Origin of the sequence: Spirillospora sp. NPDC000708 (genome assembly GCF_040299565.1) — a bacterium.
Classification (GTDB): Bacteria; Actinomycetota; Actinomycetes; order Streptosporangiales; family Streptosporangiaceae; genus Spirillospora.
In genome coordinates, this window is sequence record NZ_JBEPCJ010000073.1 from 20,132 (window position 1) to 44,174 (window position 24,043).

General features: G+C 73.1%; 26 protein-coding genes. 4 read left to right on the forward strand and 22 right to left on the reverse strand.

All coding sequences use genetic code 11. From position 1 onward, the window contains the following. Nucleotides 1–49: 49 nt before the first annotated feature. From ABT299_RS37675 to ABT299_RS37685, 3 genes are all read right to left on the reverse strand, one after another. On the reverse strand, nt 50–1,171 hold the full coding sequence (locus ABT299_RS37675) for a YncE family protein (protein ID WP_500253654.1): 1,122 nt from the start codon (nt 1,169–1,171) through the stop codon (nt 50–52). Next, nucleotides 1,168–1,932 carry a polysaccharide deacetylase family protein gene (locus ABT299_RS37680; protein ID WP_206700139.1) on the reverse strand — a complete coding sequence of 255 codons (765 nt, stop codon included), beginning with the start codon at nt 1,930–1,932 and terminating at the stop codon, nt 1,168–1,170. Before ABT299_RS37680 ends, ABT299_RS37675 begins: the two co-directional genes overlap by 4 nt. Nucleotides 1,933–2,042: 110 nt before the next feature. Next, nucleotides 2,043–3,143, reverse strand: coding sequence for an endonuclease/exonuclease/phosphatase family protein (locus ABT299_RS37685; protein WP_500253655.1), 1,101 nt, complete (start codon nt 3,141–3,143; stop codon nt 2,043–2,045). A gap of 329 nt (nt 3,144–3,472) precedes the next feature. On the opposite strand from ABT299_RS37685, the gene ABT299_RS37690 reads away from it, so the two are divergent. Beyond that, the gene (locus tag ABT299_RS37690) at nt 3,473–3,850 is read left to right on the forward strand and encodes a response regulator (RefSeq protein WP_500253656.1); all 378 of its coding nucleotides are present in this window, start codon (nt 3,473–3,475) and stop codon (nt 3,848–3,850) included. Further along, nucleotides 3,843–4,991: a sensor histidine kinase gene (locus ABT299_RS37695; protein WP_387031377.1), complete on the forward strand. Its 1,149-nt coding sequence runs from the start codon at nt 3,843–3,845 to the stop codon at nt 4,989–4,991. The genes ABT299_RS37690 and ABT299_RS37695 overlap by 8 nt, the downstream gene beginning before the upstream one ends. A gap of 90 nt (nt 4,992–5,081) precedes the next feature. Here ABT299_RS37695 and ABT299_RS37700 read toward each other — a convergent pair whose 3' ends face one another. The 13 genes from ABT299_RS37700 to ABT299_RS37760 all read right to left on the reverse strand — a co-directional run bounded on the left by ABT299_RS37700 (nt 5,082) and on the right by ABT299_RS37760 (nt 15,696). Then, complete coding sequence (locus ABT299_RS37700; protein ID WP_500253657.1) at nt 5,082–5,915, reverse strand: VOC family protein; 834 nt, start codon at nt 5,913–5,915, stop codon at nt 5,082–5,084. Between the two features lie 115 nt (nt 5,916–6,030). Continuing rightward, entirely contained in the window at nt 6,031–6,768 is a 738-nt protein-coding gene (locus ABT299_RS37705; protein WP_500253658.1) for a maleate cis-trans isomerase family protein, read from the reverse strand. Continuing rightward, nucleotides 6,765–7,586, reverse strand: a complete 822-nt coding sequence (locus ABT299_RS37710) for a GntR family transcriptional regulator (protein ID WP_190861490.1) — start codon at nt 7,584–7,586, stop codon at nt 6,765–6,767. Before ABT299_RS37710 ends, ABT299_RS37705 begins: the two co-directional genes overlap by 4 nt. Further along, on the reverse strand, nt 7,583–7,912 hold the full coding sequence (locus ABT299_RS37715) for a hypothetical protein (protein WP_190861489.1): 330 nt from the start codon (nt 7,910–7,912) through the stop codon (nt 7,583–7,585). The genes ABT299_RS37710 and ABT299_RS37715 overlap by 4 nt, the downstream gene beginning before the upstream one ends. Before the next feature lie 65 nt (nt 7,913–7,977). Next, nucleotides 7,978–8,820, reverse strand: coding sequence for a nitrilase-related carbon-nitrogen hydrolase (locus ABT299_RS37720; protein WP_500253659.1), 843 nt, complete (start codon nt 8,818–8,820; stop codon nt 7,978–7,980). After that, a complete protein-coding gene (locus tag ABT299_RS37725; protein WP_500253660.1) occupies nt 8,813–9,982 on the reverse strand; it encodes a DODA-type extradiol aromatic ring-opening family dioxygenase in 1,170 nt (389 codons plus the stop codon). The genes ABT299_RS37720 and ABT299_RS37725 overlap by 8 nt, the downstream gene beginning before the upstream one ends. A gap of 2 nt (nt 9,983–9,984) precedes the next feature. Continuing rightward, nucleotides 9,985–11,004, reverse strand: a complete 1,020-nt coding sequence (locus ABT299_RS37730; protein ID WP_190861485.1) for a 2,5-dihydroxypyridine 5,6-dioxygenase NicX family protein — start codon at nt 11,002–11,004, stop codon at nt 9,985–9,987. A gap of 35 nt (nt 11,005–11,039) precedes the next feature. Continuing rightward, nucleotides 11,040–11,795 carry an SDR family oxidoreductase gene (locus ABT299_RS37735; RefSeq protein WP_387031397.1) on the reverse strand — a complete coding sequence of 252 codons (756 nt, stop codon included), beginning with the start codon at nt 11,793–11,795 and terminating at the stop codon, nt 11,040–11,042. A 3-nt stretch (nt 11,796–11,798) separates the two neighbouring features. After that, entirely contained in the window at nt 11,799–11,987 is a 189-nt protein-coding gene (locus ABT299_RS37740; protein ID WP_190861481.1) for a ferredoxin, read from the reverse strand. A 1-nt stretch (nt 11,988) separates the two neighbouring features. Continuing rightward, a complete protein-coding gene (locus ABT299_RS37745) occupies nt 11,989–13,188 on the reverse strand; it encodes an NADH-ubiquinone oxidoreductase-F iron-sulfur binding region domain-containing protein (RefSeq protein ID WP_500253661.1) in 1,200 nt (399 codons plus the stop codon). After that, complete coding sequence (locus tag ABT299_RS37750) at nt 13,182–13,802, reverse strand: isochorismatase family protein (protein ID WP_500253662.1); 621 nt, start codon at nt 13,800–13,802, stop codon at nt 13,182–13,184. Before ABT299_RS37750 ends, ABT299_RS37745 begins: the two co-directional genes overlap by 7 nt. Beyond that, nucleotides 13,799–15,157, reverse strand: a complete 1,359-nt coding sequence (locus ABT299_RS37755; protein ID WP_190861466.1) for an aromatic ring-hydroxylating oxygenase subunit alpha — start codon at nt 15,155–15,157, stop codon at nt 13,799–13,801. Before ABT299_RS37755 ends, ABT299_RS37750 begins: the two co-directional genes overlap by 4 nt. 11 nt (nt 15,158–15,168) lie before the next feature. Beyond that, the gene (locus ABT299_RS37760) at nt 15,169–15,696 is read right to left on the reverse strand and encodes an aromatic-ring-hydroxylating dioxygenase subunit beta (protein ID WP_206700137.1); all 528 of its coding nucleotides are present in this window, start codon (nt 15,694–15,696) and stop codon (nt 15,169–15,171) included. Between the two features lie 132 nt (nt 15,697–15,828). Between ABT299_RS37760 and ABT299_RS37765 the strand changes: the two genes are divergently transcribed. Together ABT299_RS37765 and ABT299_RS37770 are read left to right on the forward strand one after the other, a co-directional pair. Then, a complete protein-coding gene (locus ABT299_RS37765; protein ID WP_500253663.1) occupies nt 15,829–16,239 on the forward strand; it encodes a VOC family protein in 411 nt (136 codons plus the stop codon). 131 nt (nt 16,240–16,370) lie between these two features. After that, the gene (locus ABT299_RS37770) at nt 16,371–19,268 is read left to right on the forward strand and encodes a hypothetical protein (protein WP_500253664.1); all 2,898 of its coding nucleotides are present in this window, start codon (nt 16,371–16,373) and stop codon (nt 19,266–19,268) included. Nucleotides 19,269–19,309: 41 nt separating this feature from the next. Here the strand turns inward: ABT299_RS37770 and ABT299_RS37775 are convergent, their stop codons facing one another. From ABT299_RS37775 to ABT299_RS37800, 6 genes are all read right to left on the reverse strand, one after another. After that, the gene (locus ABT299_RS37775) at nt 19,310–19,807 is read right to left on the reverse strand and encodes a pyridoxamine 5'-phosphate oxidase family protein (RefSeq protein WP_433136041.1); all 498 of its coding nucleotides are present in this window, start codon (nt 19,805–19,807) and stop codon (nt 19,310–19,312) included. A gap of 137 nt (nt 19,808–19,944) precedes the next feature. After that, nucleotides 19,945–20,391, reverse strand: coding sequence for a DUF6789 family protein (locus tag ABT299_RS37780; RefSeq protein WP_500253665.1), 447 nt, complete (start codon nt 20,389–20,391; stop codon nt 19,945–19,947). Nucleotides 20,392–20,528: 137 nt separating this feature from the next. Next, the gene (locus ABT299_RS37785; protein ID WP_500253666.1) at nt 20,529–21,494 is read right to left on the reverse strand and encodes an ABC transporter substrate-binding protein; all 966 of its coding nucleotides are present in this window, start codon (nt 21,492–21,494) and stop codon (nt 20,529–20,531) included. Between the two features lie 74 nt (nt 21,495–21,568). Continuing rightward, nucleotides 21,569–22,339 carry an ABC transporter ATP-binding protein gene (locus ABT299_RS37790; RefSeq protein ID WP_347256889.1) on the reverse strand — a complete coding sequence of 257 codons (771 nt, stop codon included), beginning with the start codon at nt 22,337–22,339 and terminating at the stop codon, nt 21,569–21,571. Then, nucleotides 22,336–23,124, reverse strand: a complete 789-nt coding sequence (locus tag ABT299_RS37795; RefSeq protein WP_190861445.1) for an ABC transporter permease — start codon at nt 23,122–23,124, stop codon at nt 22,336–22,338. The genes ABT299_RS37790 and ABT299_RS37795 overlap by 4 nt, the downstream gene beginning before the upstream one ends. Beyond that, a complete protein-coding gene (locus tag ABT299_RS37800) occupies nt 23,121–23,831 on the reverse strand; it encodes an ABC transporter permease (RefSeq protein WP_500253667.1) in 711 nt (236 codons plus the stop codon). The genes ABT299_RS37795 and ABT299_RS37800 overlap by 4 nt, the downstream gene beginning before the upstream one ends. Nucleotides 23,832–24,043: the final 212 nt, after the last annotated feature.

The window sequence follows — 24,043 nt, forward strand, 5'->3', positions numbered from 1 at the left end:
CGCACATTCACGCCAATAGGGGCGTGGATTTCGCACCGGGCGGACGCGTTCAGCGGAAGACGCCGGTGTGGCCGAGGGAGTAGCGACCCGGCTGGGGATACACGCACAGGCCGTGGGGTCCGTCGCCGACGCGGACGCGGCGGATCAGCCGGCCGGTGGAGGTGGAGATCGCATAGACCTCGGAGTTGTAGCGGCCCGACAGCCACAGCACCTTTCCGTCCGCCGAGACACCCCCCATGTCCGGTGAGCCGCCGCCGGGCAGCCGCCAGCGGCGCACGACCCGGCCGGTCTTGAACGAGATGAGCGAGATGGTGCCCTCGCCGCGGTTGGTGACGTAGAGGGTCGTGGAGTCGCGGCTGACGTACAGGCCGTGCGCACCCTTGCCGGTGGGGATGAAGCCGGTCTTGCGGAAGGTCGCGGCGTCGATCGTCCAGACGCCGTTGGTGGCCATGTCGGCGATGTAGAAGGTCTTGCCGTCCGGGGACGTCTTCACGTCCTGCGGCATCGCGTGGTCCGCCAGTTTGACGACGCCCGTGACCTGCTGCCTGCGGGTGTCGAGGCGCAGGACGTCGCCGGAGAACTCGCAGGCGGTGAGGAAGAAGTCCCCCGCCGCCGAGAAGTCGGCGTGGTTGGGGCCGGTGCACGGCACGTTCACGCGTTTGCGCACCTGCATCGTGTGGGCGTCCCGGAAGTCGATGCGCTGGAGCCGCTCCGCCATGATGATCGCGAAGCGGCCGTCCGGGGTGAAGTACATGTTGTAGGGGTCGTCGACCTTCACGGGCTTGCCGGGCGTTCCGGTGCGCGGGTCGATCGGGACGAGGTCGTTGGAGTCGTTGTCGTTGACCCACAGCGTCTTCAAGTCCCAGGACGGAACGACGTGCTGCGGCCTGCGGCCGACCTTGAACCGTCCGATCCGCTTGAACGTCTTCTGGTCCAGCACGATCACGTCGCCGCCCTCGGAGTCGGGGACGTACACCCGCGCCGGCAGGTCGCGGACCGCCGGGCCGAGCAGGCCGGGCCGGTCGTGCTCGTACAGGTCCACCGGCGATTTCAGCACCTTGGCGACGGCGTTCCCGGGCGCCTGTTCGCGCGCGCCGCCGGCGGGGCCCTCGGAGGAGCACGCCGCAGCCAGCACCCCCGCGGCGGCCACGATCACCCATCGGCGCCTCATGTGCCCACCAGCTCCGAAACGGTGACGGGACGCAGCCCGCGCCCCCGCAGACCGTCCAGGATCGACGGGAGCGCTTCGACCGTCCCCGCATGCCCCAGGTGCATGCTCACCACCGAGCCGCCGCGCACCCCGCCGAGCACTCGGCGGGTGATGGCCGACGCGCCGGGATCGGTGAAGTCCAGCGAGTCCACGTCCCAGGACAGGCAGCCGCGATATCCCAGCGCCGCCGCCTGAGCCCGCACCCGCGGCGACGCGTGCTGCGCCTGCGACGGCCGGAACCAGGCGCCCGCCGTTCCGGTCAGCTTCCGCAGCCGCTCGGCGCACTGGGCGATCTCGGCGTACGAGGCCGCTGCGGGCATCGCGTCGATGTCGCGATGGTTCTGCGTGTGGTTGCCCAGCTCATGGCCGCCGTCCAGGAACGCCCGCGCCATGCGCGGCTCCTCGTCCAGCCAGCTTCCGACCGCCATGACCGTGATGGACGCCCCCGCCGCGTTCACCTCCCGGAGGAGCCGCCGCGCCAGCGCCGGGTCGCCGGACCCGTGGAACGTCAAGGCCACGGCACGGGCGGTCCGCGCACCGTGCACGACCTCCTCCGCCCGCGACCGGACGGGCCGCGCCGCGGCGGAGGCGCCCTCGGAACCGCCGGTACCGCGTCTCGTGGCCGTGCCGCGCGGGGACGAACCCGCGCCGCACGCGGCGCAGAGGCCCGCGCCGGCCAGCCCGGCCACACCCGCCAACACGGTACGTCTCTGAATTGTCACGATCTGTAGCATAGGTTCGGCCGCACCGCGCCAAGGTCAACCTTCCAGGCGAGATCCGGCAAGAGTTGGCGAAATCCCCCACCCTCGCCACGCCTCGGCGGCCGGCGAGGTCACCAGTCGATCCCGGCCGTCACCGGCCGGTGGTCGCTGCCCGTGGCGGGCAGGACCCGCGAGTTCTCCGGTTTCATGCCCCTGACCAGGATCTGGTCGATCCGCACCATCGGGAACTCCGCCGGCCAGCTGAAGCCGAAGCCGTCCCCGGCCACGTCCTGGACCGAGCGCATCTGCGAGGTGATGCCGTCGAAGGCGCGGTCGTCCGTGGTGCCGTTCAGGTCGCCGAGCAGCACCACCCGCCGGTTCGGCTCGGCGGCGATGGCCCTGCCGAGCGCCTGCGCGTTCCTGTCCCGCGAGACCGTCCAGAAGCCCGCCCTCGGATTCACGCGCGCGGACCCCAGGTGGGCGACGTAGACCGCCAGCGGCCCGTGGTCCGTGGCCACCGTGGCGCGCAGCGCCCGGTTGTAGGCCAGCTTGACCTCGGCCGGCTTGGTGGCCGCCAGGGGCCCGTAGTCCGTCTCGATCTCGACCGGCCGGACGTCGGACAGCGGCAGCTTGCTCCACAGCCCGACCGTGCCCTGCGCCGTGTGGTACGGGTACGCCTTCGCCAGTTCCTTCTCGTAGACCCCCTTGGCCTGCGGGGTCAGCTCTTCCAGCGCCAGCAGGTTCGCGCCGGCGGCGGCCAGGTCGCGGGCGGTGCCGGCGGGGTCGGGGTTGTCGGCGCCGACGTTCTGGCTGGCCACGGTGAGGTCGCCGCCCGGGTGGGACTTGTCGGCGAGCAGCCCGCCGAAGAGGCCCAGCCACACCGCGACCGGCACCAGCAGCGCGACCGTCGCGGACGCCGAGCGGCGCCACAGCGCCAGGGCCAGCAGCACCGGGACGAACAGGCCGAGCCACGGCAGGATCGTCTCCACCAGGCTCCCGAGGTTCCCGATCCGGTTCGGGATCTCCGCGTGCAGCAGCATGACCAGGCCGAGCAGCAGCGCCAGCGCCGCGAGGACCGGACCGCGCCTCCACGGCTCCGGCCGGGAGGCGCGGCGGGCCGCCCGGCGGACGCCGTCACGCCAGGTACCGGCGCCGCGGTCAGGGGCGCCGCCCTGGTCGGTCTCCGCCACGTCCGCCTGCGCCATCGTCCGTCCTCGTTCGCTGTCGGTCACTGCTTCATCCTCGGGTCATGGGTGGGGTCGGCGCGTACATCCGGGGACAGCCACGATCGCTCGCGCTGGTGCGCAGCTCGCAGTGCCAGGGTTCATTGCGATAGATCCGGCACAGCCCGTACTCGGCGCCGTTCCGGGAGAGCCACGTCGTCGCGTCGGAGGGAGCGCCGGCCGCTGTTGACGCAGAACGTCACGCCGTCGTGCGCGGCGTCCGGCGCGGCCCGGCGCGGGTTCGAGGTCATGCCGCCAGTCAACGCAGGGCGGTGTTGCCGCCGCGTATGCGGTTTTCGATACGCCGACGATACGCGGCGGTTCGTAGCATCGAGGGCATGCGCGTGCTGATCGTCGAGGACGAGCCCTACATGGCGGAAGCCATCCGCGATGGCCTTCGCCTGGAAGCGATCGCGGCCGACATCGCCGGGGACGGCGACACCGCTCTGGGGCTGCTGGGGATCAACGCCTACGACATCGCCGTCCTCGACCGCAGGCCGGCCTGCAGCAGGCCCCCGGTGCGGGAGATCGCGGGCCTGCGGCCGGACCCGTTCCGCCGCGAGGTCTACCGGGACGGCCGCCACGTCGCGCTGACCAGGAAGCAGTTCGCCGTGCTCGACGTCCTCGTCGCCGCAATCATCGCCACCGTGCCGGGCGCCGGCCACCGCATCGACGCGCAGGCGGAGGCCGGGCGCGAAGGAGGGGACCGTGGATAGAGCGCCCGGGCTGAGCGTCCGACTCAGACTCACCCTCAGCTACGCGGCGTTCCTCATGCTCGCGGGAGCCCTGCTGCTCGCCGCCGTGTGGGTGTTCCTGCTGCGCTACGTCCCCAACCGTGCGCTCCTCGTGGCCGCCGGCACCACCGATACCGGTGTCTTCCCCATCCGGTCCAACCTCCTGCGCGTCTTCGCGCCGAGGGCGGCGGCGGTCATGGCGTTCCTGCTGGTGTTCGGGCTCGCGGGAGGGTGGCTGCTGGCCGGCCGGATGCTCGCCCCGCTGACCCGCGTCGCGGACGCCGCCCGCCTGGCCTCGACGGGATCGCTCTCCCACCGGATCCGGCTGCCGGGCCGCCAGGACGAGTTCCGGGAGCTCGCCGACGCCTTCGACACGATGCTCGCGCAGCTCGAGGCGCACGTGACCGAGCAGCGGAGGTTCGCGGCCAACGCCTCGCACGAGCTGCGGACTCCGCTGGCGATCTCGAAGGCGCTGCTCGACGTGGCCCGCACCGATCCGGACCGCGACGCCCGCGAGGTCATCGGCCGCCTGCACGCCGTCAACAACCGGGCGATCGAGCTCACCGAGGCGCTGCTCCTCCTCAGCCGCGCGAACCAGCGGTCCTTCACCCGGGAGGACGTCGACCTGTCCCTCATCGCGGAAGAGGCGACCGAGACGCTCCTCCCCCTCGCCGAGGAGCGCGGCATCGGCATCGAGACCTGCGGCGACGTCGCCCCCGCGGTCGGGTCGCAGGCGCTCCTGCTGCAGCTGACCATGAACCTCGTGCAGAACGCGATCGTCCACAACCTGCCCGAACACGGCACCGTGCGGATCAGCACCGGCGTCCGGGCCAGGTCGGTGGTGCTCACGGTCGAGAACACCGGCGAGAAGCTCGCCCCGCAGCTGGTCTCGACGCTCACGGAGCCCTTCCAGCGCGGCACCGAACGCACGCACACCGACCACGCGGGCGTCGGGCTCGGCCTGGCCATCGTCAAGACGATCACTCAGGCGCACGACGGAACGCTCACCCTCACCCCGCGTCCCGCCGGCGGGATCCGCGTCACCGTGGAGCTGCCCGCGATCTCCGCGCACACCGGCAGGGCGGCGTCCCACTCGCGGCACGTGCCCGCCGCCGCCGTGTAGCCAGGGGACGCGGCAGGGCACCTCCTGGGGTAGCGGTACTCCGCCACCATGCTCGGTTCACCGCGCAGCCGGTGCTGCGGCCCGATCGGCTCAGCGGGGCAGCAGGCGGCGGGCGGCCCGCCGCACGCGGCGCTCCTCGTCCGGCAGTGTGAAGAGGGTGAGCTGCTCGTCTCCGGGCAGGCCCACGCGCAGGCAGCGCTGCTCCCATGGCGTGTCGACGACCTCGTCCCCGACGGCGGCGCCGGCGGCGGCGAGGCGGGACGCCAGGGCGCTCAGCTCCGCCTCGTCGCCGACCTCGACGCGCAGGGCGTGGTCGCGGCCGTGCCGGGTCCCGGTCTCGGCGTCGTCGACGAAGTCCCACTGGGCCTCGTCGAACAGCTCGATCGCGGCGGGCGCGACGGCGAACAGCACCCCGCGCTGCCCGCCCGGGTGCGTCCATTCGTCCACGACCGGCAGGCCGAGGCCGTCCCGGTAGGTCCGGACGGCCGCGTCGAGGTCGGGGACGCGCAGGCAGATCCGCAGCTCGTCGAACGCGCGGCGGCTCCCGCCCGGATGCGCCGCGGGGCGGCTGACCAGCACGTAGACGTGCCCGTCGGGGGCGCGGAAGTGCGACCACTCGGTGGCCCAGGACGTCTCGACGCCCACGTGGACGTCGCCGATGAACGCGACGCCGTGCGCCTCGAGCTCCTCGCGGGCCGCGCGGACGTCGTCCACGAGGAGGCCCGCGACCGGGTGCTCGAAGAAGGAGTGCTCGGTGTCGGCGGGCTTGAACACCTCGAAGGCGTCGCCGTCGGGCAGGTCGAACACGACCGCGCCGGGCTGGTCGAGTCCGACCGGGAGGCCGACGACGTCGGCGAGGAAGCTGCGCATGGAGTCGAAGCGCGGCGTCCGCGAGCCGACCCAGGCCATTCCGTGTACGCGCATGGTCTCCTCCGGTCAGGCGTTGCCGGCGGTGGGCCACACCGCCTGCTGGGCGTAGGGGTCTGCGATGCATGCACAGCTGAATGCAGAACTGCATGCACCTATGAAACCGAAAAGATCAGCTCCGGTCCGCGAGCAGCCAGCCGGCGCCGGGGACGACCGGCTCCAGGCCGAGCTCGCGCAGCGTCCGCCATACGGTGGCGACCGACGCGGTCACCACCGGGATGTCGAACGAGTCCTGGATCCGCTGCACGACCGGCAGCGACGGCATCTGCACGCACGCGCTCAGCACGAGCGCGTCGACGCCCGAGGTGTCGACCTTCGCGGCGATGTCGACGAGGTCCGCCGGGTCGAGCCGCCCGACCGCGAGGTTGTCGGAGACCTCCAGGCTGACGGAGTCCTGGACCTCGACGCCCTCGGCCTCGATGTACTCGCAGACCGTCCCGGTCAGCGGCTTCATGTACGGGGTGATGACGGAGACCTTCTTGGCGTCGAGGTGCTGCAGCCCCTCGACGAGCGCGCCCGCCGACGTCAGCACCGGCGCCTTCCCCGCGACCGCCGACAGCCGCCGCTGGCTGACCCGGTGGTAGCCGGGCGAGTGCGCCATGATCGCGACGAGGCAGGCGTAGGCCATCACGTCCACGTCCGCGTCGGCGAGCTGCTCGGCGCACACCAGGGACTGGTCGTCCATCGCGCGGAGCTGCTCGGGGTCCACGTGCTGCATCCGCATCCGCGCGGAGTGGAACGTGAACCGCTCCGGCGCGACCTCCTCGCGGGCCCGCAGCATCGCGGGGATCTCGGTCTCCATCGTGGTGTTCGAGCTGGGCACGATCATGCCGAAGCGGATCGCGGTCATTCGGTGTCTCCTTCTTCGCGGACGTGCCGCAGGTTGGCGGTGGACAGGTTCAGCCCGCCGCGCACGCCGGGCCGCAGCCAGCGCAGCGTCCCGGGGCGCTCGATCCGGCCGTCCGGCGTCGTGCCGAGCTCGATGCCGAGCCCGCGCGCGGCGAGCGGCAGGGGGCCGAAGGCGTGGTCGGGCTCCTGGTCGAGGACGAGCCCGAGCGCGGCGTCGATCAGGTGGAACTCCAGGATCTGCCGGGCGGACTGGGCGTCGCGGTCGCGCATCGCCTCCAGCAGCAGCCGGTCCAGCCGGGTGAAGTCCTCCGGCGCCTCGGGGTGGGACAGGTAGAGCCGCTGGTGCCGGTAGATCTTCAGGTGCAGCGACTCGGTCAGCTCCGCCCACGCCCGGGGGTAGCGGCCGAGCGCGGTCTGGTGGAACCGGAGGTGCGCCTCCTGGAAGTCGCGGATGCGGCGGCCGTCGCCCTCCATCCGCTCGAGGTCGGCGTCCATCCGCGCCAGGTCGCCGGCGGTGAGCTCGGCGACGATCCCGGCGATCGTCGGCGGCTCCACCAGCAGCCGGAGCCCGTAGTACTGCTCGACGTGCGCGGCGCTGGTCGGCGCGACCTCCATGCCGCGGTTGGCCTCCGCGACCACGAGGCCGTCGGCCTCCAGCCGGTGCAGCGCCTCGCGCAGCGGCGTCCGGGACACCTCCAGCTCCGTGGCCAGCCCGCCCTGGGACAGCCGCAGGCCGGGCGCGTAGGCGCCGTCGATGATCCGCTCCCGGAGCGTCTGGTAGATCGCGTCGACCGTGTTGCCCGGCCTGGACTCGGTCATCGGTGCCCGGCCTCCTCGCCGCCCGGGCCGTCGCCGGCGCCCGGATCCCGCCCCGCGTCCGGGTCCCACCCGGCGCCCGGCGCGTCCTCGGAGCCGAGGGCCACCGCGAACAGCTGGGTGAACCGCTCCGGGTCCTGCCGCGCGATGATCTCCAGCTGCATGGCGTCCAGCAGGATGCGGTGGCCGTGCCTCGGGACGAGGATCTCCAGGCGCTCGCCCTGGCGCGTCCACACCTTGCGGACCTGGACGCCGGTGAACTCGTTCCCGACGCCGATCGGCTCCCCCGCTCGGACGATCCCCTCGGGCAGTTCCGGTTCCGCGGACATGTCCCGTCCCCCTCAGTCGTGGCTCGGTCGGATGTGGCTTCGGTCGCGGTTCGGCCGGCGGCGGCTCAGCCGATGTCGATGATCTCTGCGGGGATACCGTAGGCGTCCGGGCGCACCCCGCGCAGCACGGGGAGCGTTTCCCTGCGCCGCGCCGCCTCGCCGAGGTCCAGTTCGAGGACCCGGCTCACGGCGGGCGCCGTCCCGAGGTCGGCCAGCACCTCTCCCCACGGCCCGGCGGCGAGGGCGTGGCCGTAGGTCGGGAACGCGTCGTCCTCGGCGCCCCGGACGGTCGCCGACGCGACCACGAAGGCGGAGTTCTCCACCGCGCGGGCGCGCAGCAGCAGCTCCCAGTGCGCCTCCCCCGTCCGCTGCGTGAACGCCGACGGGACGAGCAGCACCTCCGCGCCCGCCAGGGCCAGCGCCCGGTACAGCTCGGGAAAGCGCACGTCGTAGCAGATCGTCAGGCCGACGGTGGCGCCCGCGACGCGCAGCAGGACGGGCCGGTCGCCGGCCGTCTCGACACCGGACGCCTCGAAGGAGCGGCCGTCGATCCGCGCGTCGAACAGGTGGATCTTGTCGTAGCCGCCGGCGATCTCGCCGTCCGGGCCGATGACGAGCGCGGTGTTGCGGATGCCGCCGTCCACCCGCCGCTTGAAGCCGCCGAGGACGACCGTCGACGCCGCCGCCTTCGCGGCCCGCCGCAGCGCCCCGATCTCCGGGGCGTCGACCGCCAGCGCCGCGTCCCGCATCTCGGTGTTGGTACCGAGCATCAGCCCGTTCTCCGGGAGCAGCACCAGGTCGGCGCCCGCGCACTCGCCGATCATCGCGCACGCCGTCTCGGCGTTGGCGGCGACGTCCCGGGTCGCGTGCCACTGGGTGAGGCCGACGGTCAGCGTCCGGTCAGGCATGCGCGTGCTCCCGCCCGGACGCGCGTCCGGCCCGCTCCGGGAGGGGCAGGTCGACGACCGTCCAGCCGCCGCCGGACGCCTCCATCGGCTCGTAGGCGAGCACCTCGGCGGGCACGCCCGGGCCGACCAGCCCGAGCATGATCAGCCAGTTGAGGAACTCGTACTGGCCGTGGTCCAGCAGCGGGTACGGCTCCAGGTTGCCGAGGTCGTTGCCGCGCCCGGCCTGGAGCATCTCCAGGATGTAGGTGTCGAACTCGACGTCCACGCCGCCGAACCTGCCCGGGTCGAGCCAGTGCGAGAGCCCGCCGGTCGCGAGCATCGCCACGCGCTCGCCCCGCGTCTCCAGGACCGTGCGCAGCACCTCCCCGAACGCCCGCGCGCCGAACGGCGAGAACGTCCGCGCCGGCTGCGTGATGATCGGGATGACCGGCAGGTCGGGGCGCGGCAGCACCTGCCGCAGCGGGACGATCAGCCCGTGGTCCAGGTCGACCCGGTCCGCCTCCTCGACCTCCATGCCCTCGGCGCGGACCGCGTCCACGATGGAGCGCGCGAAGGCGGGCGCGCCGGTCAGCGCGAGGTCCAGGTCGGGGCGCTTGAAGAACTCCATCGACCCGGTGTGGGACGCGGCCGTCCCGACGACGAACGCGCCCGTCCGGAAGCGCTGGAAGTGGCAGTCGGCCGTCACGATCAGCACGTCGGGGTCGGCCGCGGCGATCCGCTCGCCGAGCCGCCGGTACCCCTCGGTGAGCCGGGCGACCCCGTCCGCCGGGTCGATCTCCGGGCGGGCCAGCAGGTCGGGGACGTGCGAGCAGCCGCCCGCGAACACCAGGTTCGCCGGGACGTCCGGGTCGGGCAGCGGCGCCGAGTGCTCCACGTGGAAGCGGCTCGCGCTGGTCGAGTCGCCGAGGTCGTCGGCGAACCACCGGCTGACGAGGATGGTGATGCCGTCCACGACGCCGGCCGAGCGGAGCCGGTCGCGCCGCCCCTCCGCGATGACCCCGGCCCACTCGGCGTCCAGGCCGAGCTCCGCCCCGGCCCCGGCCGGGTCGGCGCGGAACCGGGCGAGCAGCGCCGTGTCGCGGCCGAGCGCCAGGATCGCCTGCTCGAGGACCTTCGCGTTCACCACCCCGCCACCGTTCCCCGCACCGTCGCTTTTCCCCACGGTCACTCCTCCTCGCCCGTCAGGACCCCGTCGCGGACGACCGCGTGCCCGTCGATCTCGACGGTGCAGCCGCGCATCGGGATGTCCAGGTGCGCCGGGGTCTCGCGGCCCGCGAACCGGTTCGGGCCCGTCGACCACATGAAGTTCCCCGACGTCGAGCGCAGCTCCTGCCCGTACAGCGAGCGCGGCTCGTAGACCTCGAACGCCGACCACCGGGCGATCGGGTGCACGCCCCAGCCCATGTGCGAGACGGCGTACACGTTCTCGTCGTCCCACGCGTCGAAGTAGTCGCGCAGGACGAACGCGTCGTTCCCGGGGCCCTCGACCTTGGTGATGAAGCCCTTCTCGATCGTCATCGTCACCGTGTCGCGGACCGCGCGCTGCCACGGGATCAGCACGTCGCCGGGCTGCAGGACGATCGTCCCCTCGGCGGTCCGGTCGTGCGGGAAGCAGGCGACGAACCCGCTCGGCCAGTGGTCCCATCGGCCCGGCTCGTCCACGTAGCCCCACTGGTGGGTGATGGGGAGGTCCTCGCCGGAGATGTCGGCGGTGAGGTCGGTGCCGGCGGAGGACGTCACCCGCAGCGTGCTGCCCGCCTTCAGCCGCCGGCCGCCCGCCTCGACGACCGCGCGGAGGCTCTCGTCGCCCATCAGGCGCTCCAGCACGTTGGCGGGCTCGGCGACGAACAGCATCCGCTTGCCGTTCCCGGTGATCCGCGTCCGGACGTCGGAGTGGATCAGGCCCTCCACCGTCACGTCGATGACGAGGTCGCACTCGGCGGCCGCGGCGAGCAGCGCCGCGACCTCCCGGCCGTCCGCCTCGTAGGGCGGCAGCAGCGGGTTGGACAGGCTGGACGCGGTGAGCACGAGCGCGCCCGCGCCGATGTCGCGGGCCGCGGCCACGGCCGCCTCGGCGTAGTCGGTCTTCTTCCCGAGCTCGGAGATCACCGCGACCGTCTCCGACGGCTTGAGCGCGCACAGGCGGTACTGGTCGACGAACAGTTCCCGCAGGGTCTTCGGCATGTCGTTGTCCTTTCTCAGAGGGTGGGGCGCGGCGCTCAGAGGGTGGAGCGCAGCGCGCCGCCGTCGACCGCGAACGCCTCGCCGGTGACGAACCCGGCGGCGGGGGACAGCAGGTACGCGGCGGCGCGGGCGATCTCGGCGGGCTCGGCCCACCGGCCGAGCGGGATCGCGGACACGACCTTCGCGTGCTCCTCCTCCTCGGTCGTCCCGTTCGCCTTCGCCTTCGCCGCGGCGATGTTCCGCATCCGGTCGGTGCCGGTCGCGCCGGGCATCAGCTGGTTGACGCGGACGCCGAGCGGCGCCAGCTCCAGCGACATCTGCTTGGCCAGCGCCGACAGCAGCGACCGCATCGACGCCGAGAGCACGCCGCCCGGCGCGGGCTGCTTCACCCAGGTCGAGGTGATGAACAGGATCGAGCCGCCGCCCTGCTCGGCCATCTGCCGGGCCCCGGCGGACGCGAGCTGCACGGCGGGCCGGACGAGCTGGTCGTAGGCCAGCGTCCAGTCCTCCCGGACGGTCTCCAGGAACGGCACGATCTTCGGACCCGGGGTGTTGATGACGAGCGCGTCGAGCCGGCCGTGCGCGGCGACGACGTCGGGGACGAGCCGCTCCACGGCCGCCGGGTCCGACTGGTCCACCGGGTAGGGGGTGCGGCCCGGCGCGGCCTCCGGCGCGCGGGCGCTGACGGCGACGTCCGCGCCCTCGGCGGCGAGCAGGCCGGCGATGGCCGCGCCGATGCCGCGGCTCGCGGCGGTGACGAGCGCGACCTTGCCGTCCAGTTCGAGGTCCACCGGTCAGTCCTCGATCGTGATGGCGGCCTCGGGGCACTGCGCGGCGGCGCGCCGCGCGGCGTCCGGGTCGGCGGGGACGCCGTCGCCGATCACCGAGGCGTAGCCCCAGTCGTCGAGCTGGAACAGGTCCGGGGCGGTCTCCGCGCACGTGCCGTAGCCGCTGCACTTGGTGGCGTCGACGAACACCTTCATGTCAGTTCTCCTCCCGTTCGAGGTCGTGGTCGAGGTCCCGTTCGAAGCCGGCCGGGAACTCGGCGCGGACGGTCCGCGCCCATCCGGCGGCGCCGTCCAGGAACGCGCACGCGCCGCGGCCGGGGAGCGTGTCGCCCCAGCGCCGCAGGTTGTCGCGGTCCTTGTCGGTCGCCGTGCCGTCCTTGAGCGCCGCGAACACGTCGCGGATCGCGGCGGTGCCCTTGGCGCAGACGCCGCACTGCCGCGCCGACTCGCGGGCGTACCAGGCGGTGATGTCGGCGGCGACGGCGAGCGGGTCCGTCCCGGCGGGCAGCGCGGTGATCGCGCCGCAGCCGAGCCCGGAGCCGGCCGCGCGCACCGCCTCGTAGGTGCAGGCCGTCCCGGCATGGGACGGGCCGAGCAGCCCGCCGAACCAGCCGCCCATCACGAACCCGGCGGGCTCGCTGGTGAAACCGCCCGCGAGGGCGAACAGCTCCGCGACGGTCAGGCCGAACGGCACCTCGTACACGCCGGGGTCCGCGCACGCGCCGGTCAGGGTGACGAGCGTCGTCCCGGGCGAGTCCGCGGTGCCGTTCTCGCGGTACGCGGCGGCGCCGTTCCGGGAGATCCACGCGGCGTGCGCGAGCGTCTCGACGTTCGAGACGAGCGTCGGTCGCCCGTCCACGCCGGAGTCGCACACCCGCGGGGGGCGGGCCAGCGGCAGCGCGGGGCCGCCGCCGATCGACCGGCACACGGCCGTCTCCTCCCCCGCCACGTACGTCGGCTCGACGACGTGGACCTCCGGGACGGGCCCGTCGAGCCTGGGCATCTCCGCGATGGCGGCGCGCACCGCCGCGACCGTCTCGGCGTGGGACAGGTAGACGACGGCGCGGTCCGCGCCGACCGTGCGGCAGGCGAGCAGCAGGCCGTCCAGCACCAGGTGCGGGCGGTTCAGCAGCAGCCACCGGTCCTTGCGCGAGCTGGGCTCGCCCTCCTCGCCGTTCGCCACGACCACGCGCGGGCCGGGCCCGTCGGCGACCGCGCGCCACTTGACGTGCGCGGGGAACCCGGCGCCGCCCCGGCCGCGCAGCCCGGCGGCCGCCAGTTCGGCGATCACGTCGCCGCACGCGGGAGGCTCGTACGTGCCGCGCCCGCGCTCGGCGGCGAGGCCGAGCGGCCCCGGCGTCAGCAGCCGGGGGGCGGCGAGCGTCGATGTCACCACCGGGCCAGCACCTCCTCGATGCCCACGACGTCGCCGTACTTGGCGTCGATGTCCAGCAGGTTCGCCTCGTGCGGGCCGGGCTCGCGGTCGCCGACGCACTCGCGCGGGACGAACACCGCGAGGTCCAGCGCGCAGGCGTCCACGGCGGTCGCCCGGACGCAGCCGGACGTGGTCGCGCCGCACACGACGAGCGTGTCCACCCGCTCCGCCGCGAGCCGCTCGGCGAGGTCGGTGCCCGCGAACGCGGAGGCCGCCTTCTTGGCGATCACCGGTTCGCGGACGGGCAGCCGCCCGTCCACCTCCACCCACCGCGACCCCTGGGTCAGCGCGCGGAGCGCGGGCATCTTGCGGAGCCACACGAGGCGGTCCAGGTCGTCCGGGGTGTACGCGATCGTCGTGAGGAAGATCGGGACGCCCGCCGCCTTCGCGCGCTCCAGCAGCGTGCCGGTGCGCGCCACCACCGCGTCCAGGTCCGAGCCGGGCGGGCATTCGGGATCGGTGAACCCCTCGATGAGGTCCACCACGACGACCGCCGGGCGGTCGCCCCAGGCGAGGCGGCCGGCGAGGCCGCCGCGCCCGTACCGCTCCCGCGTGGCCGCGATCCAGTCGCTCATTCGAACGTCAGTTTCGGCCAGGTGCCGGGCTCGGCGCGCATCATGTCGGCGTAGAACCGGTACAGGTTGCGCTGGACGCCCTCCTCGTACCGCGTCCAGTACGCGATGCCGGGCCCCGGCCAGTCCGGGACCTCCTTCGCGATCCCGACGCCGGGCATCCCCATCTGGTAGTTCAGCTTGAAGTCGAGCAGGTCCGCCGCCACCGACCGGCCGGTGCGGCTCACCGTGATCCACGGCTCGGTGTCGTCCATCTCGAAGGCGCCGCCCATCGAGAACGTGCCGAGCCCCGCCCGGTACGCCCGGTCCTTCTGCGCGGGCGTCATGTTCTTGTAGACGCAGAACCAGTTCCAGATCTCGACCTGGCCGACGCCGTGCGGCTGCCATGTCCGGATCGTCATCACGCCCGTCGGCGGGTGGTTCGCGCCGTCCTCCGTCATCGGCAGCGCGAGGATCGAGAAGTTCGGGAAGACGTTCGCGACCATCACCCGCGAGCGGCGGGCGATGTCGAGCTGGTGCTCGCTGATGCGGGACGTGTCGAACGTCGCGGCGACGTCGTCGGGGAAGCCGAAGAACTTCGGGCCGGGCTCGTCCTCGGTCGGCGCCATCGAGAACGACAGCGAGTGACCGGGCGACGCCTGGATGTGGTACCCCATCATGTTCTCCCGGAACGGGACGGGGAACGCGCCGATCTCCCACACCGACCGGTGCAGCGTGCCGAGGTGGTAGTCGTCGCCCGAGAAGTTGTCGCTGCCCGACTTCCAGTTGGCGTCGATCACGAACCGCTGCGGCGCGCCGATGATCTCGATGCCGCTCTCGTTCAGGCCGAACAGCAGGTCGAGGTACCAGGCCATGCCGCCGAGGTACTCCTCCAGCTCCGGCGCCGTCGGGTCGAGCGTCGCGAACACGAGGCCGTGGTAGGAGCGGACGCGGGCGACCTTCGACAGCCCGTTGCCCTCCTTCGGCATGCCGCCGAACGCGTTCCGCCACAGCGGGGCGCCGACGAGGTCGCCCTTCGTGTTGTACGTCCACCCGTGGTACGGGCAGCGGAAGTGGGAGGTGTTGCCCGAGTCGGACCGGCACACCTGGACGCCCCGGTGCCGGCAGGCGTCGAACAGCACGTGGATCTCGCCCTGCTCGTCCCGGACGACGATGAAGCTGTCCTCGCCGATCTTGCGCAGGACGTAGTCGCCCTTCGCCTCGATCTCCGACTCGTGCGCCAGGTACACCCAGCACCGCCCGAAGATGGACCGCAGCTCGCGGTCGTAGATCTCCTGGTCGCCGAAGATGCCGACCGGCACCTCGCCCCGCGCGACGCCCTCGGCGAGTTCGTCGAGGAGCTGCTCGCTCCGTGCCATCGAGTGCCCCCTCAGAAGAAGATGGAAAGGTTGTGCGTGCCGATCACGGTCAGGTCCAGCAGGACCTCGCGGCGCAGCAGGCGCAGCACGCCGTCCTCGCGGCGCAGCACGTCCCTGCGCTCGCCGGCGAGCAGCTGCGGCTGCGTCTGCTCCTGCCGGGTGCGGTAGACCAGCAGGTTGCTGCGCACGCCGGCCCGCTCCTCGCCCAGATCGGTGACCTTCACGTTGGTGACGAAGTGCCGGATCCGGGACGGCGGGTCCTCCGCCCAGGCGTACGCGGTCTCGTTGCGGGCGACCCGGCTCTGCAGCGAGCCGTACGACTCGTCGAGGTGGAACGTTCCGGGCAGGAAGCCGGTCCCGCGCGCCCGCTCCACCGTCTGCCTCAGCGGCACCTGGTAAACGACGTCGCGGCTGACCATGCCCTCCAGCCACTCGCGTTCCCGGTAGTCGTCCAGCAACTCGGCCTCGACGTCCATCCAGTCGACGACCTCGTTGTAGAGCGCGCTGCCCGCACGCGCCCGCACGCCGGTTCCCACCACGGCGGCCTCCCTTCCGAAGGTGCCCACACTTTTGCATACACTTTGGACGGGTAGCAAGGGTCACACGAAACCCGCAGGTAAAAACCCTCTCACTACCCTTGGGGATCAGTGATCGCCTTGAGGAGGCATGCCATGGCCGGGCCGCTCGACTCCGCGCACGCCGTCACCAAGATTCCCTGCCAGGACCTGGACCGGGCCCGGCGCTTCTACCGTGACCGCCTCGGCCTCGAGGCCGCCGAGGAGCGCGAGGGCGGGCTCCGCTACCTGTGCGGGGCGACGGAGTTCCACCTGTTCCAGTCGTCCGGGAGCGCCTCCGGCACCGCGACGCAGATGGGCTTCGAGGTGGACGACCTCGACCGGGTCGTCGCCGACCTGCGGTCCCGCGGTGTGGAGTTCGAGGAGGTCGATGTCCCCGGCTTCACGGTCGAGGGCGAGATCGTGACCGTCCCCGGCAACTACCCCAGCAAGGGACACGGCGAGCGCGGCGCCTTCTTCCGCGACAGCGAGGGCAACCTTCTGGCGATCGGGCAGGCAACGCCCTGACCGCTTCGTACTGAGGGCTTCGTACTGAGGGCTTCGCGCTGAGGGCTTCGGCCAGGCCGGCGGAACCGATCACGCGGGCGAGCCGTCGCAGAGGTTCATGGTCGTTCGGATGATCAGGGACGAAGGACGCGATGACTCGGTTCCCGCAGCTGCCGGCACCGGCGGACCTGGCCGCCGCCGGACCCACAGGCGCCAAGAAGATGCTGGCCAGGGCCGCGAGCCCGGTGCCCGCCGCCGAGCTGGCGCCGTTCTTCGAGCAGGCCTGCCGGGAGCTGGCGCGGGCCGGTGACAGCGAGCTCGCGTTCTGGGCGTTCGGGCAGGCGCGCAAGATCGAGAAGGACCATCCCGCGCTCCTCGACCTCGACCGGGTGCACGGCGTCTTCCTCGACCTGGTGCCCGCGGGCGGCGTCGGACCGGCCGCGCTGCGCGACTACGCCAAGACGCTCGCCGCGCGGTTGCCGGCGGAGGAGGCGCACGCCCGCTTCCGCGAGGTGATCTGCGCGGGGTTCGACGCCGGGCTCATCCCCTATGCCCGGATCTTTCCCGACCTGCGCGCGCTGGCCCGCGCCGCGAAGATCAAGAAGCGGGACGAGGAGGCGTTCCTGGCCGAGCGGCTGCTGCGCGCCGGGCTCATGCCCATCGCGTCCCACCAGGTCTGGGCAGCCGCCCGCGAGCCGCTGGCCGAGGTGGCCCGGCGCGACGACGACCTGATGAAGCTGCTGATCGCCGCCGAGCCCGACCGCGCCCGGCACGAGGAGGAGAGCGGCGAGGATGTCGCCGAGGAGATCCGGCAGATGTGGCTGGAGTCCCTGGCCGGGAGCGGAGCGGGCGCGCACCTGCCGGCGCACTGGTTCGGCGGCGCGGGACACGGTTGCGCGGCGCCCGTCCTGCTGACGCTCGTCGAGCAGGCGGGCGACCGGCTCTTCCCGGACGCCGAGGTGGTGTACGGCGAGGAGACGGACCCGGCGCTTCCGCCTCCCGAGCACCGGCACGTCATCCCGATGGCGGAGATCAACACGGACTCCCCCCGCTGGTGGGGGCGGGCCTTCGACGCGGGCCGTCAGGCCGCGGACGTGGCGTCCGGGCCGGAAGGACGCGCGCGTTTCGCCGGTCTGCTGGACGCGTTCGTCCGCGACCTGGGGTATTTCGGGAACGTCGACTACGCGGCCACGGTACGAGCCCTCTGGGATCTGCCGGAGACCCGCGAGGTGCTGGGCGAAGCCGTCGACGGCTGGAAGGCCGACGCGGGCCGCCCGGACCTCCCCTTCCAGCACGACGCCCTGCAGCGGCTCGTACGGCTCACCGGCCGCGGCGGCCTCCTCGATCTGGATCCGGGCGTCGCCGAAGGGCTCGAACCCGCCGACCCCGTGGACGCCCTGCTGGCGGCCCTGCGCGGCGGCATCCCCGCCGAACTGGCCGTGCCCGGCGACGGGACGCCGCACAAGTCTCCGAAAGCAGGGCGGACGATCGTCCAGCACCTCGGATACCTCACCATCGCGGAACGGTCCTGGCACGGCCACGCGTCCGTCACCGGCGACGGCCACCTGTCGCTGAGGCTTCCCCAACTACCTGAAGGGCTGCTGCCCTGGTACGACGGCGAGACCGGCCTCCTGTCGCGGATCCAGGACGGCCGCTGGCAGACGTTCCGGATCGAGGGGCGGACGGGCCAGACCGTCGCGCTGACCCTGGACCCCTCCCTCGCCACCGCGCGGCCCCAGGCGCCGGGAGCCGCCGAGGTGACGTTCCCGGGCGCCGCCGCGCCGAGCGAGGTCCGGTTGAGCCGCGGCGCGATCACCGTCACCGCCCCCGACGGGACCCGGACGGCCCGGCTGCCCTTCTCGCCCGTCATGAGCACGAAGGGCGGGCTCGTGCCGCCGCCCGGCTGGTGGCCGCGGCGCGACCCGGCCGACCCGGAGGGGTCGGCGGCGCTGCGCCGTCTCGACCGCGAGGGTGCGGCGCGCCTGCTGGAGGCGACGCTGGCCGGACCGCGCGCCGCCGCCGACGCGCTGGACGCCGTGCTGCCCGAGGTGACCGCGCCCGGCCTGCGCGACGGCGTCCTCCAAGCCGCACGTACCGCCGTCGAGTGCCTCCTCCTCGCCATCGAGCTGCGCGACCGGATCGGCCGGCCCCAGCCTCCGGCACTGCCCGCGCTCGTCTCACCGGCGCCCGACCTGCCCTTCGCGCGAACCACGGTGCGGACGCGGTGGCTCGTCCGCCAACGGCTCCTCGCCCGCGCGCTAAAGTCGGCGACCGGCGAGCCCGCGGCCGGCGAGCCCTACCTCGTCTGGACGGTCTCCCTGCCGACCGGCGGCCATGTGGGCGTCGATCTGGACGCCCTCGCGGGTCACGCGCTGCCGGCCGTCCTGCCGTGGACCTCCGACGCGCAGCGCGAGGGCGTCCTCGACGTCCTGCGCCTCTGGGCCAACGCCCCGATCGGGGACGGCACCGGAGCCTGCCGGATCCTGCGCCTGACTCCTTCTGGCGGCGAAGAGCAGTCCAACGCCGAACGCCAGATGGTCGACAGGCAACTGGAGAAGACGGCGCCCGGAGAGCTCTGGCGCACGCCGAACGGCGCCCTGCTGATCCTGGACTACCAGCGACGCGACCGGACCGCGACGGCCGTGGAGTACGCGCCCGCCGGAACGTTCGGCCCCATCGAGCCGCCCGGCTGGCAGGCGGCTCGGGCCCCCGCCCCCTGCTGGGGCGACGCCGAGCGCGTCGTCCGCCTCATCCGGCTGCTGACCGAACGCGGCCCCGCGCCGATCGACGCCGCCGCGACCGTCCGCGACCTGGCGGAACGCGCGGGTTTCGGCCTGGCGGACGCCGTCGCGGTCTGCGCCTTCCCCGCCGAGGTCCTGGACGACGGCATCCCCACGACCGGCGCCGAGCTCCCCTTCCCCATGCGGGACGCGCTGCGGGAGCGCCTGCTGCCCGACGACCCGGCCGACCTCTGGACCACCGGCCTCACCACGGACGCGGCGGCCGCCTGGTGGCGCGCCCACGGCCGGCCCACGCCCCCGGCTCCCTGACCGGCTCGACCGCGCACCCGCCGGCTCCAGGCGCGGCGGTCTCAGGCGTGCTCGCGTTCGGCCCGCCGCCGCATCAGCTCCTCGACCGCGGACGGCAGGGTGTTCTCGAAGTCGATGAGCTTCACCCAGGTCGGCGTGACCACGACCCGGACCATGCCGTCGTAGAGGGAGCGGACCTCGGCCTCCCACTCGACGCGCTGCTCCGGCGTCATCTCGTAGCTGCCGTTCATCTGGAGGTACTCCTCCGGGATGCCGTCGACGACGTCCAGCTCGGCGCGCCCCCGGATGAGCAGGATCTTCGGCGGGTGGACCTCGGTGTCGATCGTCAGCGCGACCTCGGGCCGATGGCGCAGCGACCGCAGCTTGGGGGCGTTCTTGGTGGTGCACATGACGATCTCCGAGCCGTTCCAGGTGAACGCGATCGGTACGTTGCGGGGCGTGCCGTCGTCGGCGACGTAGGCCAGCCGGGTCAGGTCGCGGGCCAGCAGCTCCTGGCTGTAAGGCCGGCCGAGGATCTCGTTGATCTCGTGCTGTTCCATCGTCGTCGCTCCTCTGTCGGGTCGTCCGGCGGGCCGTTCCCGGCCGCTCGCATCCCTGGGACGGAGCGGGCTCTGCCTTCTCGACATCCGCGCCGACGGATCTCCGGTTTTTTTGCCGCGGCGACCGGCGCCTGCCGCTACCGGGGTGAGCGCCGCATCCGGCGCAGCGTGAGGGCCAGGGTGACCCCGTAGGGGATGTGCGCTATGAAGATGGCCGCCGCACGTCCAGGGCGGTCCCGGTGTGCGGGCGGCATGATGCCCGACAGGGGCAGCCAGCCCTGGTAACTGACGGCCCAGACCCCGACGCCGTAGACCGCTCCGGCAGGCGCGGAGGGCCGGCGGCGGCCGGTGAGCAGCCCGAACGCCGCCCCCATGGTGGCCCCGAACCCCAGGTGAGCGATCCCTCCGACCGGGCGCTCGGCCGATGTGGGCTTCTCGCTCGAACCGGGAAGCAGCACCACCCGCGCGATGCGGTGGTGCGGCTGCTCGCGCATGAGCCCGCAGCGGCGAGCCGCCCGCATCCAACCGGTCATGACCGAGGTGGCGACGACCCCGGCGACGGCGCCATCCCCCGCTGCTCGCATGCGCCCGCTCATGCGCGATGGCCTACCCGTCATCAGGGCCGTTATGACCACTCCCCTGGCGGCGGCTCCGTGGGCCGGTCCCCGGTCATCCACCGGAGACCGGCCGACGAGCGCGACGCTCGCCCGCTGCGCGCCGCTTACTGGGAGAGGACGTCTCCCGGCTGGATCGGCTTGTCGAGGAATCCGAGCTTGGTCATCGAGTCGGAGACGCGCTTCATACCGGAAGGGTCGTTGTCGACCGGCCAGGTCGCGGGGATCGCGATCGATGACGCCTGCGCCGGGGTGAGGTGCATGAAGGCGGGCAGCGTCTTGCGGACGAGCGCCGGGTCGTTCTGCGCGAGCAGGGACGCCTCTTTCAGGGCGGCCCGGAGCTTGGCGACGGTGTCGCGGTGGCCGTTGACCCACGTCTCGGTTCCCGCCCATCCGGCGATCGGGAAGCCGGCGGCGCCGCCCGCCCAGGCATCGATGACGCGCGGGTTGCCCGCCGCCTTGGCCTGGCTCTCCTGCGTGCCGGTGAGCCAGGAGGCGTCGACTTGGCCGTTGTTGAGGGAGGACAGGGCGTTGGGCACGGGGATCTGCACGTACTTCACGTCCTTGGGGGCGACCCCGGCTCCGGCGAGCCGCAGGTCGGTGACCAGATCTGCGACGGACCCCGTGCCGGGGACACCGATCTTCCTGCCCTTCAGGTCGGCCATCGAGCGGATGGGACTGCCCTTCTTGGTGAAGATGCCGTCGGCTCCGGCCTGTCCTACTCGCGACTGCGCGACGAACTTCAGTTTCAGGCCGTGGGACGCCCCGGAGAACACGGTGACGTAGTTGACGAGGCCGAGGTCGGCGCCGCCGGACTGCAGGGCGGCGACGATCGACGAGCCGGACTGCCCGGCGATGATCCTCACGTTCAGGCCCTGCTTGGCGAACAGCCCCTTCTGCTTGGCGATGTAGAGGGGAGCGGCGTTGGGCTGCGGCGACACCAATACCTTCAGTTCGGCCCCGCCGCCGGTGCCGCCCGAGGCCGAGCCGGACGAGCAGGCGGAGGCGGAGGCGGCCAGCAGTCCGGCGGCGAAGACGGCCGAGGCGGTGCGGGCATGGCGAACGGAACGCATGACGGCTCCAGGGTGTGGGGTGGCGGGGTGGACGTGGAGGCACTCGGGAGCAGGTGGGTGATGACGCGTGACGATCAGGTGCTGTGGATCAGGTCGTAGATCTTGGCGCGGGTGTCGAGGTAGCCGTCGAGGCGCTTGGTGTCGATCTGGTCGCGCGGGTAGGGCAGGTCGACCGCGACGGTGGCCATGACGTGCGAGGGGCTGCCGGACAGGACGAGGACGGTGTCGGCAAGGTAGACGCTCTCGTCGATGTCGTGGGTGACGACGACGATGCTGGTGCTGGTGCCGGAGCGGATGTCCAGGACCAGGTCCTCCAGGTCCGCGCGGGTCTGGGCGTCCACGGACGCGAAGGGCTCGTCCATGAGCAGCAGCCGCGGCTCGGTGACCAGCGCGCGGGCGATCGCCACGCGCTGCTGCATGCCGCCGGACAGCTGCCACGGGTACTTCCGGGCGGCGTCGGAGAGTCCCACCCTGGCCAGGGCCTCGCGGGCGCGCCGGTGCCGTTCGGCCCGGGCGAGTCCGGCTCCGCGCAGCGGGAACTCCACGTTCCGGATGACGCTGAGCCAGGGGAACAGCGAGCGGCTGTAGTCCTGGAACACCACGCCGATGCCTTCGGGGATGCCGCGGATCGGGGCGCCCTCGAAGCTGACGACGCCGCCGGTCGGCGTGATGAGGCCGGTGAGGCAGCGCAGCAGGGTGGTCTTTCCCGCGCCCGAGGGTCCGACGATGGACATCGCCCGGGTCCGGTGCAGCTCGAAGTCGATCGCGGCGATCGCCTGGTGGGATCGCTCGCCCGTTCCGTAACGGTGCTCCAATCCCTCGACCGCGAGGATGGGAGGGGTCACTGGGTGCTCCTTAGGACATGCCACCGCAGGGCGTACTTCTCGATGAGCAGGAAGAGGGCGTTGAACAGCACGCCGAAGAGCGCCAGGACGGCGAGGGTCGCCCACAGCGCCGGGACGTCGAAGGTGGTCTGCGCCTGCAGGGCGGCGCCGCCGAGGCCGCCGGTGCCGGCGAACATCTCCGAGCCGACCGCCAGGACGATGGCCAGGGACATCGCCACCCGGAGGCCGGCGAAGACCTTCGGCGCGGCGGCCGGGAGCAGGACACGGAAGAAGCGCCGCAGCGGGCCCAGGCGGTTCAGCCGCGCGACGTCGACCTGGAGGGGCTCGATGTCGGCGACCCCTGCGGCGGTGTTGAGCAGCACGGGCCACAGGCAGCTGAACACGACCACGGTGAGGTGCATCGCGGTGCCGACGCCGAGGACGGCGATGGACAGCGGGACCACCACGATCGGCGGGGTGCTGCGCAGGAGCAGCAGCGGCGCGCCCGTGTAGTCGCGGACGGCGGGGAGGGCGCCGATCGCGGCGCCGGCGGCCACCCCGGCGCAGGAGGCGATGAACCATCCGGCCAGGGCGGTCTCGAAGGTCTGCCGGATCGCCGACCAGGCCGTCCCGGTGACGAACAGGTGCCCGGCGGGGCCGGACAGCCAGTCGGTGCGCAGCCGGTCCCAGACGGCGGACGGGGCGGGCAGGAAGAACACGGGGTGCGCGGTGACCCGCCACTGCCACACCGCGATGATCGCCGCCATGACGAGCGCGCCGCTCAGGGCGCCGGCGAGCCGCCTCATCGTGCCCGCTCCGCGGCCCAGGGGCAGGCCAGCCGGGTCGCCAGCGCGACGGCGGCGCCGATCGCGATGCCCAGCACCCCGGTCAGCACGGCGGTGGCCCACAGGACGTCGATGTCGCCGGTGGAGGTGGCCTGGATCAGCACGCCGCCGAGCCCGTGCCCCGCCGAGGCCAGGTACTCGGCGCCGATCACGATGATCAGTGCGAGCGGTGCGGCGGTGCGCAGGCCCGCCATGAGGAACGGCAGGATCGACGGCAGCACCACCCGGACGACGAGGGCGAGGCGCCCGCACCCGAGGACGCGGGCGGCGTCCCGGGCCTGGGCGTCCACCTGCCCGACGCCGTAGACGGTGTTGAACAGCATCGGCCACCAGCAGCCGAGGGCGCCGACGGCGACCTCCATGGTGCGGCCCTGGCCGAGCGCCAGGATCGCCAGCGGGATGAAGGCGACGGCGGGGACGGGGCGGAGGATCTCGAACGGGAGGCCGAAGGCGCGGTAGGCGAGCCGGCTGGACCCGAAGACGACGCCGAGGGCGACCGCCGCGGCCAGGCCGGCGGCGACCGCCATCACGACCGCCGTGATCGTGGCGAGCACGGCGGTGGCGAATCCGTGCGCGGAGACGAGCCGGCCGACCTCGGAGGCCAAGCGGCCCAGCCCGGGCACGGCCCAGCCGCGCGGGCCCCACCACGCCAGCGTCTGCACGAGCATCGCCAGCGCCGCGAGGCCGAGGAGCCCGCGCGCCGCCGTGAGCGCTCTCGGGCCGATCGTGTGCGCCGGGAACGACCGCCGTGGAGCGGCCGCCGGGCGCTGTTGTCTGGACGTTGTCGGCTCCTCACATGAGGTGGTGCAGGTCACAGCGAGTGTCCAAGTTGGATGTCCTGCAAGTCAATACCTATGTCCTATATTTCCGGACACCCTGC

Bases quoted from the DNA above. Each gene is read 5' to 3' on its own strand.
- ABT299_RS37675 (WP_500253654.1), bottom strand. From the start codon at position 1,171: ATGAGGCGCCGATGGGTGATCGTGGCCGCCGCGGGGGTGCTGGCTGCG.
- ABT299_RS37690 (WP_500253656.1), top strand. From the start codon at position 3,473: ATGCGCGTGCTGATCGTCGAGGACGAGCCCTACATGGCGGAAGCCATC.
- ABT299_RS37700 (WP_500253657.1), bottom strand. From the start codon at position 5,915: ATGCGCGTACACGGAATGGCCTGGGTCGGCTCGCGGACGCCGCGCTTC.
- ABT299_RS37705 (WP_500253658.1), bottom strand. From the start codon at position 6,768: ATGACCGCGATCCGCTTCGGCATGATCGTGCCCAGCTCGAACACCACG.
- ABT299_RS37710 (WP_190861490.1), bottom strand. From the start codon at position 7,586: ATGACCGAGTCCAGGCCGGGCAACACGGTCGACGCGATCTACCAGACG.
- ABT299_RS37715 (WP_190861489.1), bottom strand. From the start codon at position 7,912: ATGTCCGCGGAACCGGAACTGCCCGAGGGGATCGTCCGAGCGGGGGAG.
- ABT299_RS37720 (WP_500253659.1), bottom strand. From the start codon at position 8,820: ATGCCTGACCGGACGCTGACCGTCGGCCTCACCCAGTGGCACGCGACC.
- ABT299_RS37730 (WP_190861485.1), bottom strand. From the start codon at position 11,004: ATGCCGAAGACCCTGCGGGAACTGTTCGTCGACCAGTACCGCCTGTGC.
- ABT299_RS37740 (WP_190861481.1), bottom strand. From the start codon at position 11,987: ATGAAGGTGTTCGTCGACGCCACCAAGTGCAGCGGCTACGGCACGTGC.
- ABT299_RS37750 (WP_500253662.1), bottom strand. From the start codon at position 13,802: ATGAGCGACTGGATCGCGGCCACGCGGGAGCGGTACGGGCGCGGCGGC.
- ABT299_RS37755 (WP_190861466.1), bottom strand. From the start codon at position 15,157: ATGGCACGGAGCGAGCAGCTCCTCGACGAACTCGCCGAGGGCGTCGCG.
- ABT299_RS37765 (WP_500253663.1), top strand. From the start codon at position 15,829: ATGGCCGGGCCGCTCGACTCCGCGCACGCCGTCACCAAGATTCCCTGC.
- ABT299_RS37770 (WP_500253664.1), top strand. From the start codon at position 16,371: ATGACTCGGTTCCCGCAGCTGCCGGCACCGGCGGACCTGGCCGCCGCC.
- ABT299_RS37775 (WP_433136041.1), bottom strand. From the start codon at position 19,807: ATGGAACAGCACGAGATCAACGAGATCCTCGGCCGGCCTTACAGCCAG.
- ABT299_RS37780 (WP_500253665.1), bottom strand. From the start codon at position 20,391: ATGCGAGCAGCGGGGGATGGCGCCGTCGCCGGGGTCGTCGCCACCTCG.
- ABT299_RS37785 (WP_500253666.1), bottom strand. From the start codon at position 21,494: ATGCGTTCCGTTCGCCATGCCCGCACCGCCTCGGCCGTCTTCGCCGCC.
- ABT299_RS37795 (WP_190861445.1), bottom strand. From the start codon at position 23,124: ATGAGGCGGCTCGCCGGCGCCCTGAGCGGCGCGCTCGTCATGGCGGCG.
- ABT299_RS37800 (WP_500253667.1), bottom strand. From the start codon at position 23,831: ATGCTCGTGCAGACGCTGGCGTGGTGGGGCCCGCGCGGCTGGGCCGTG.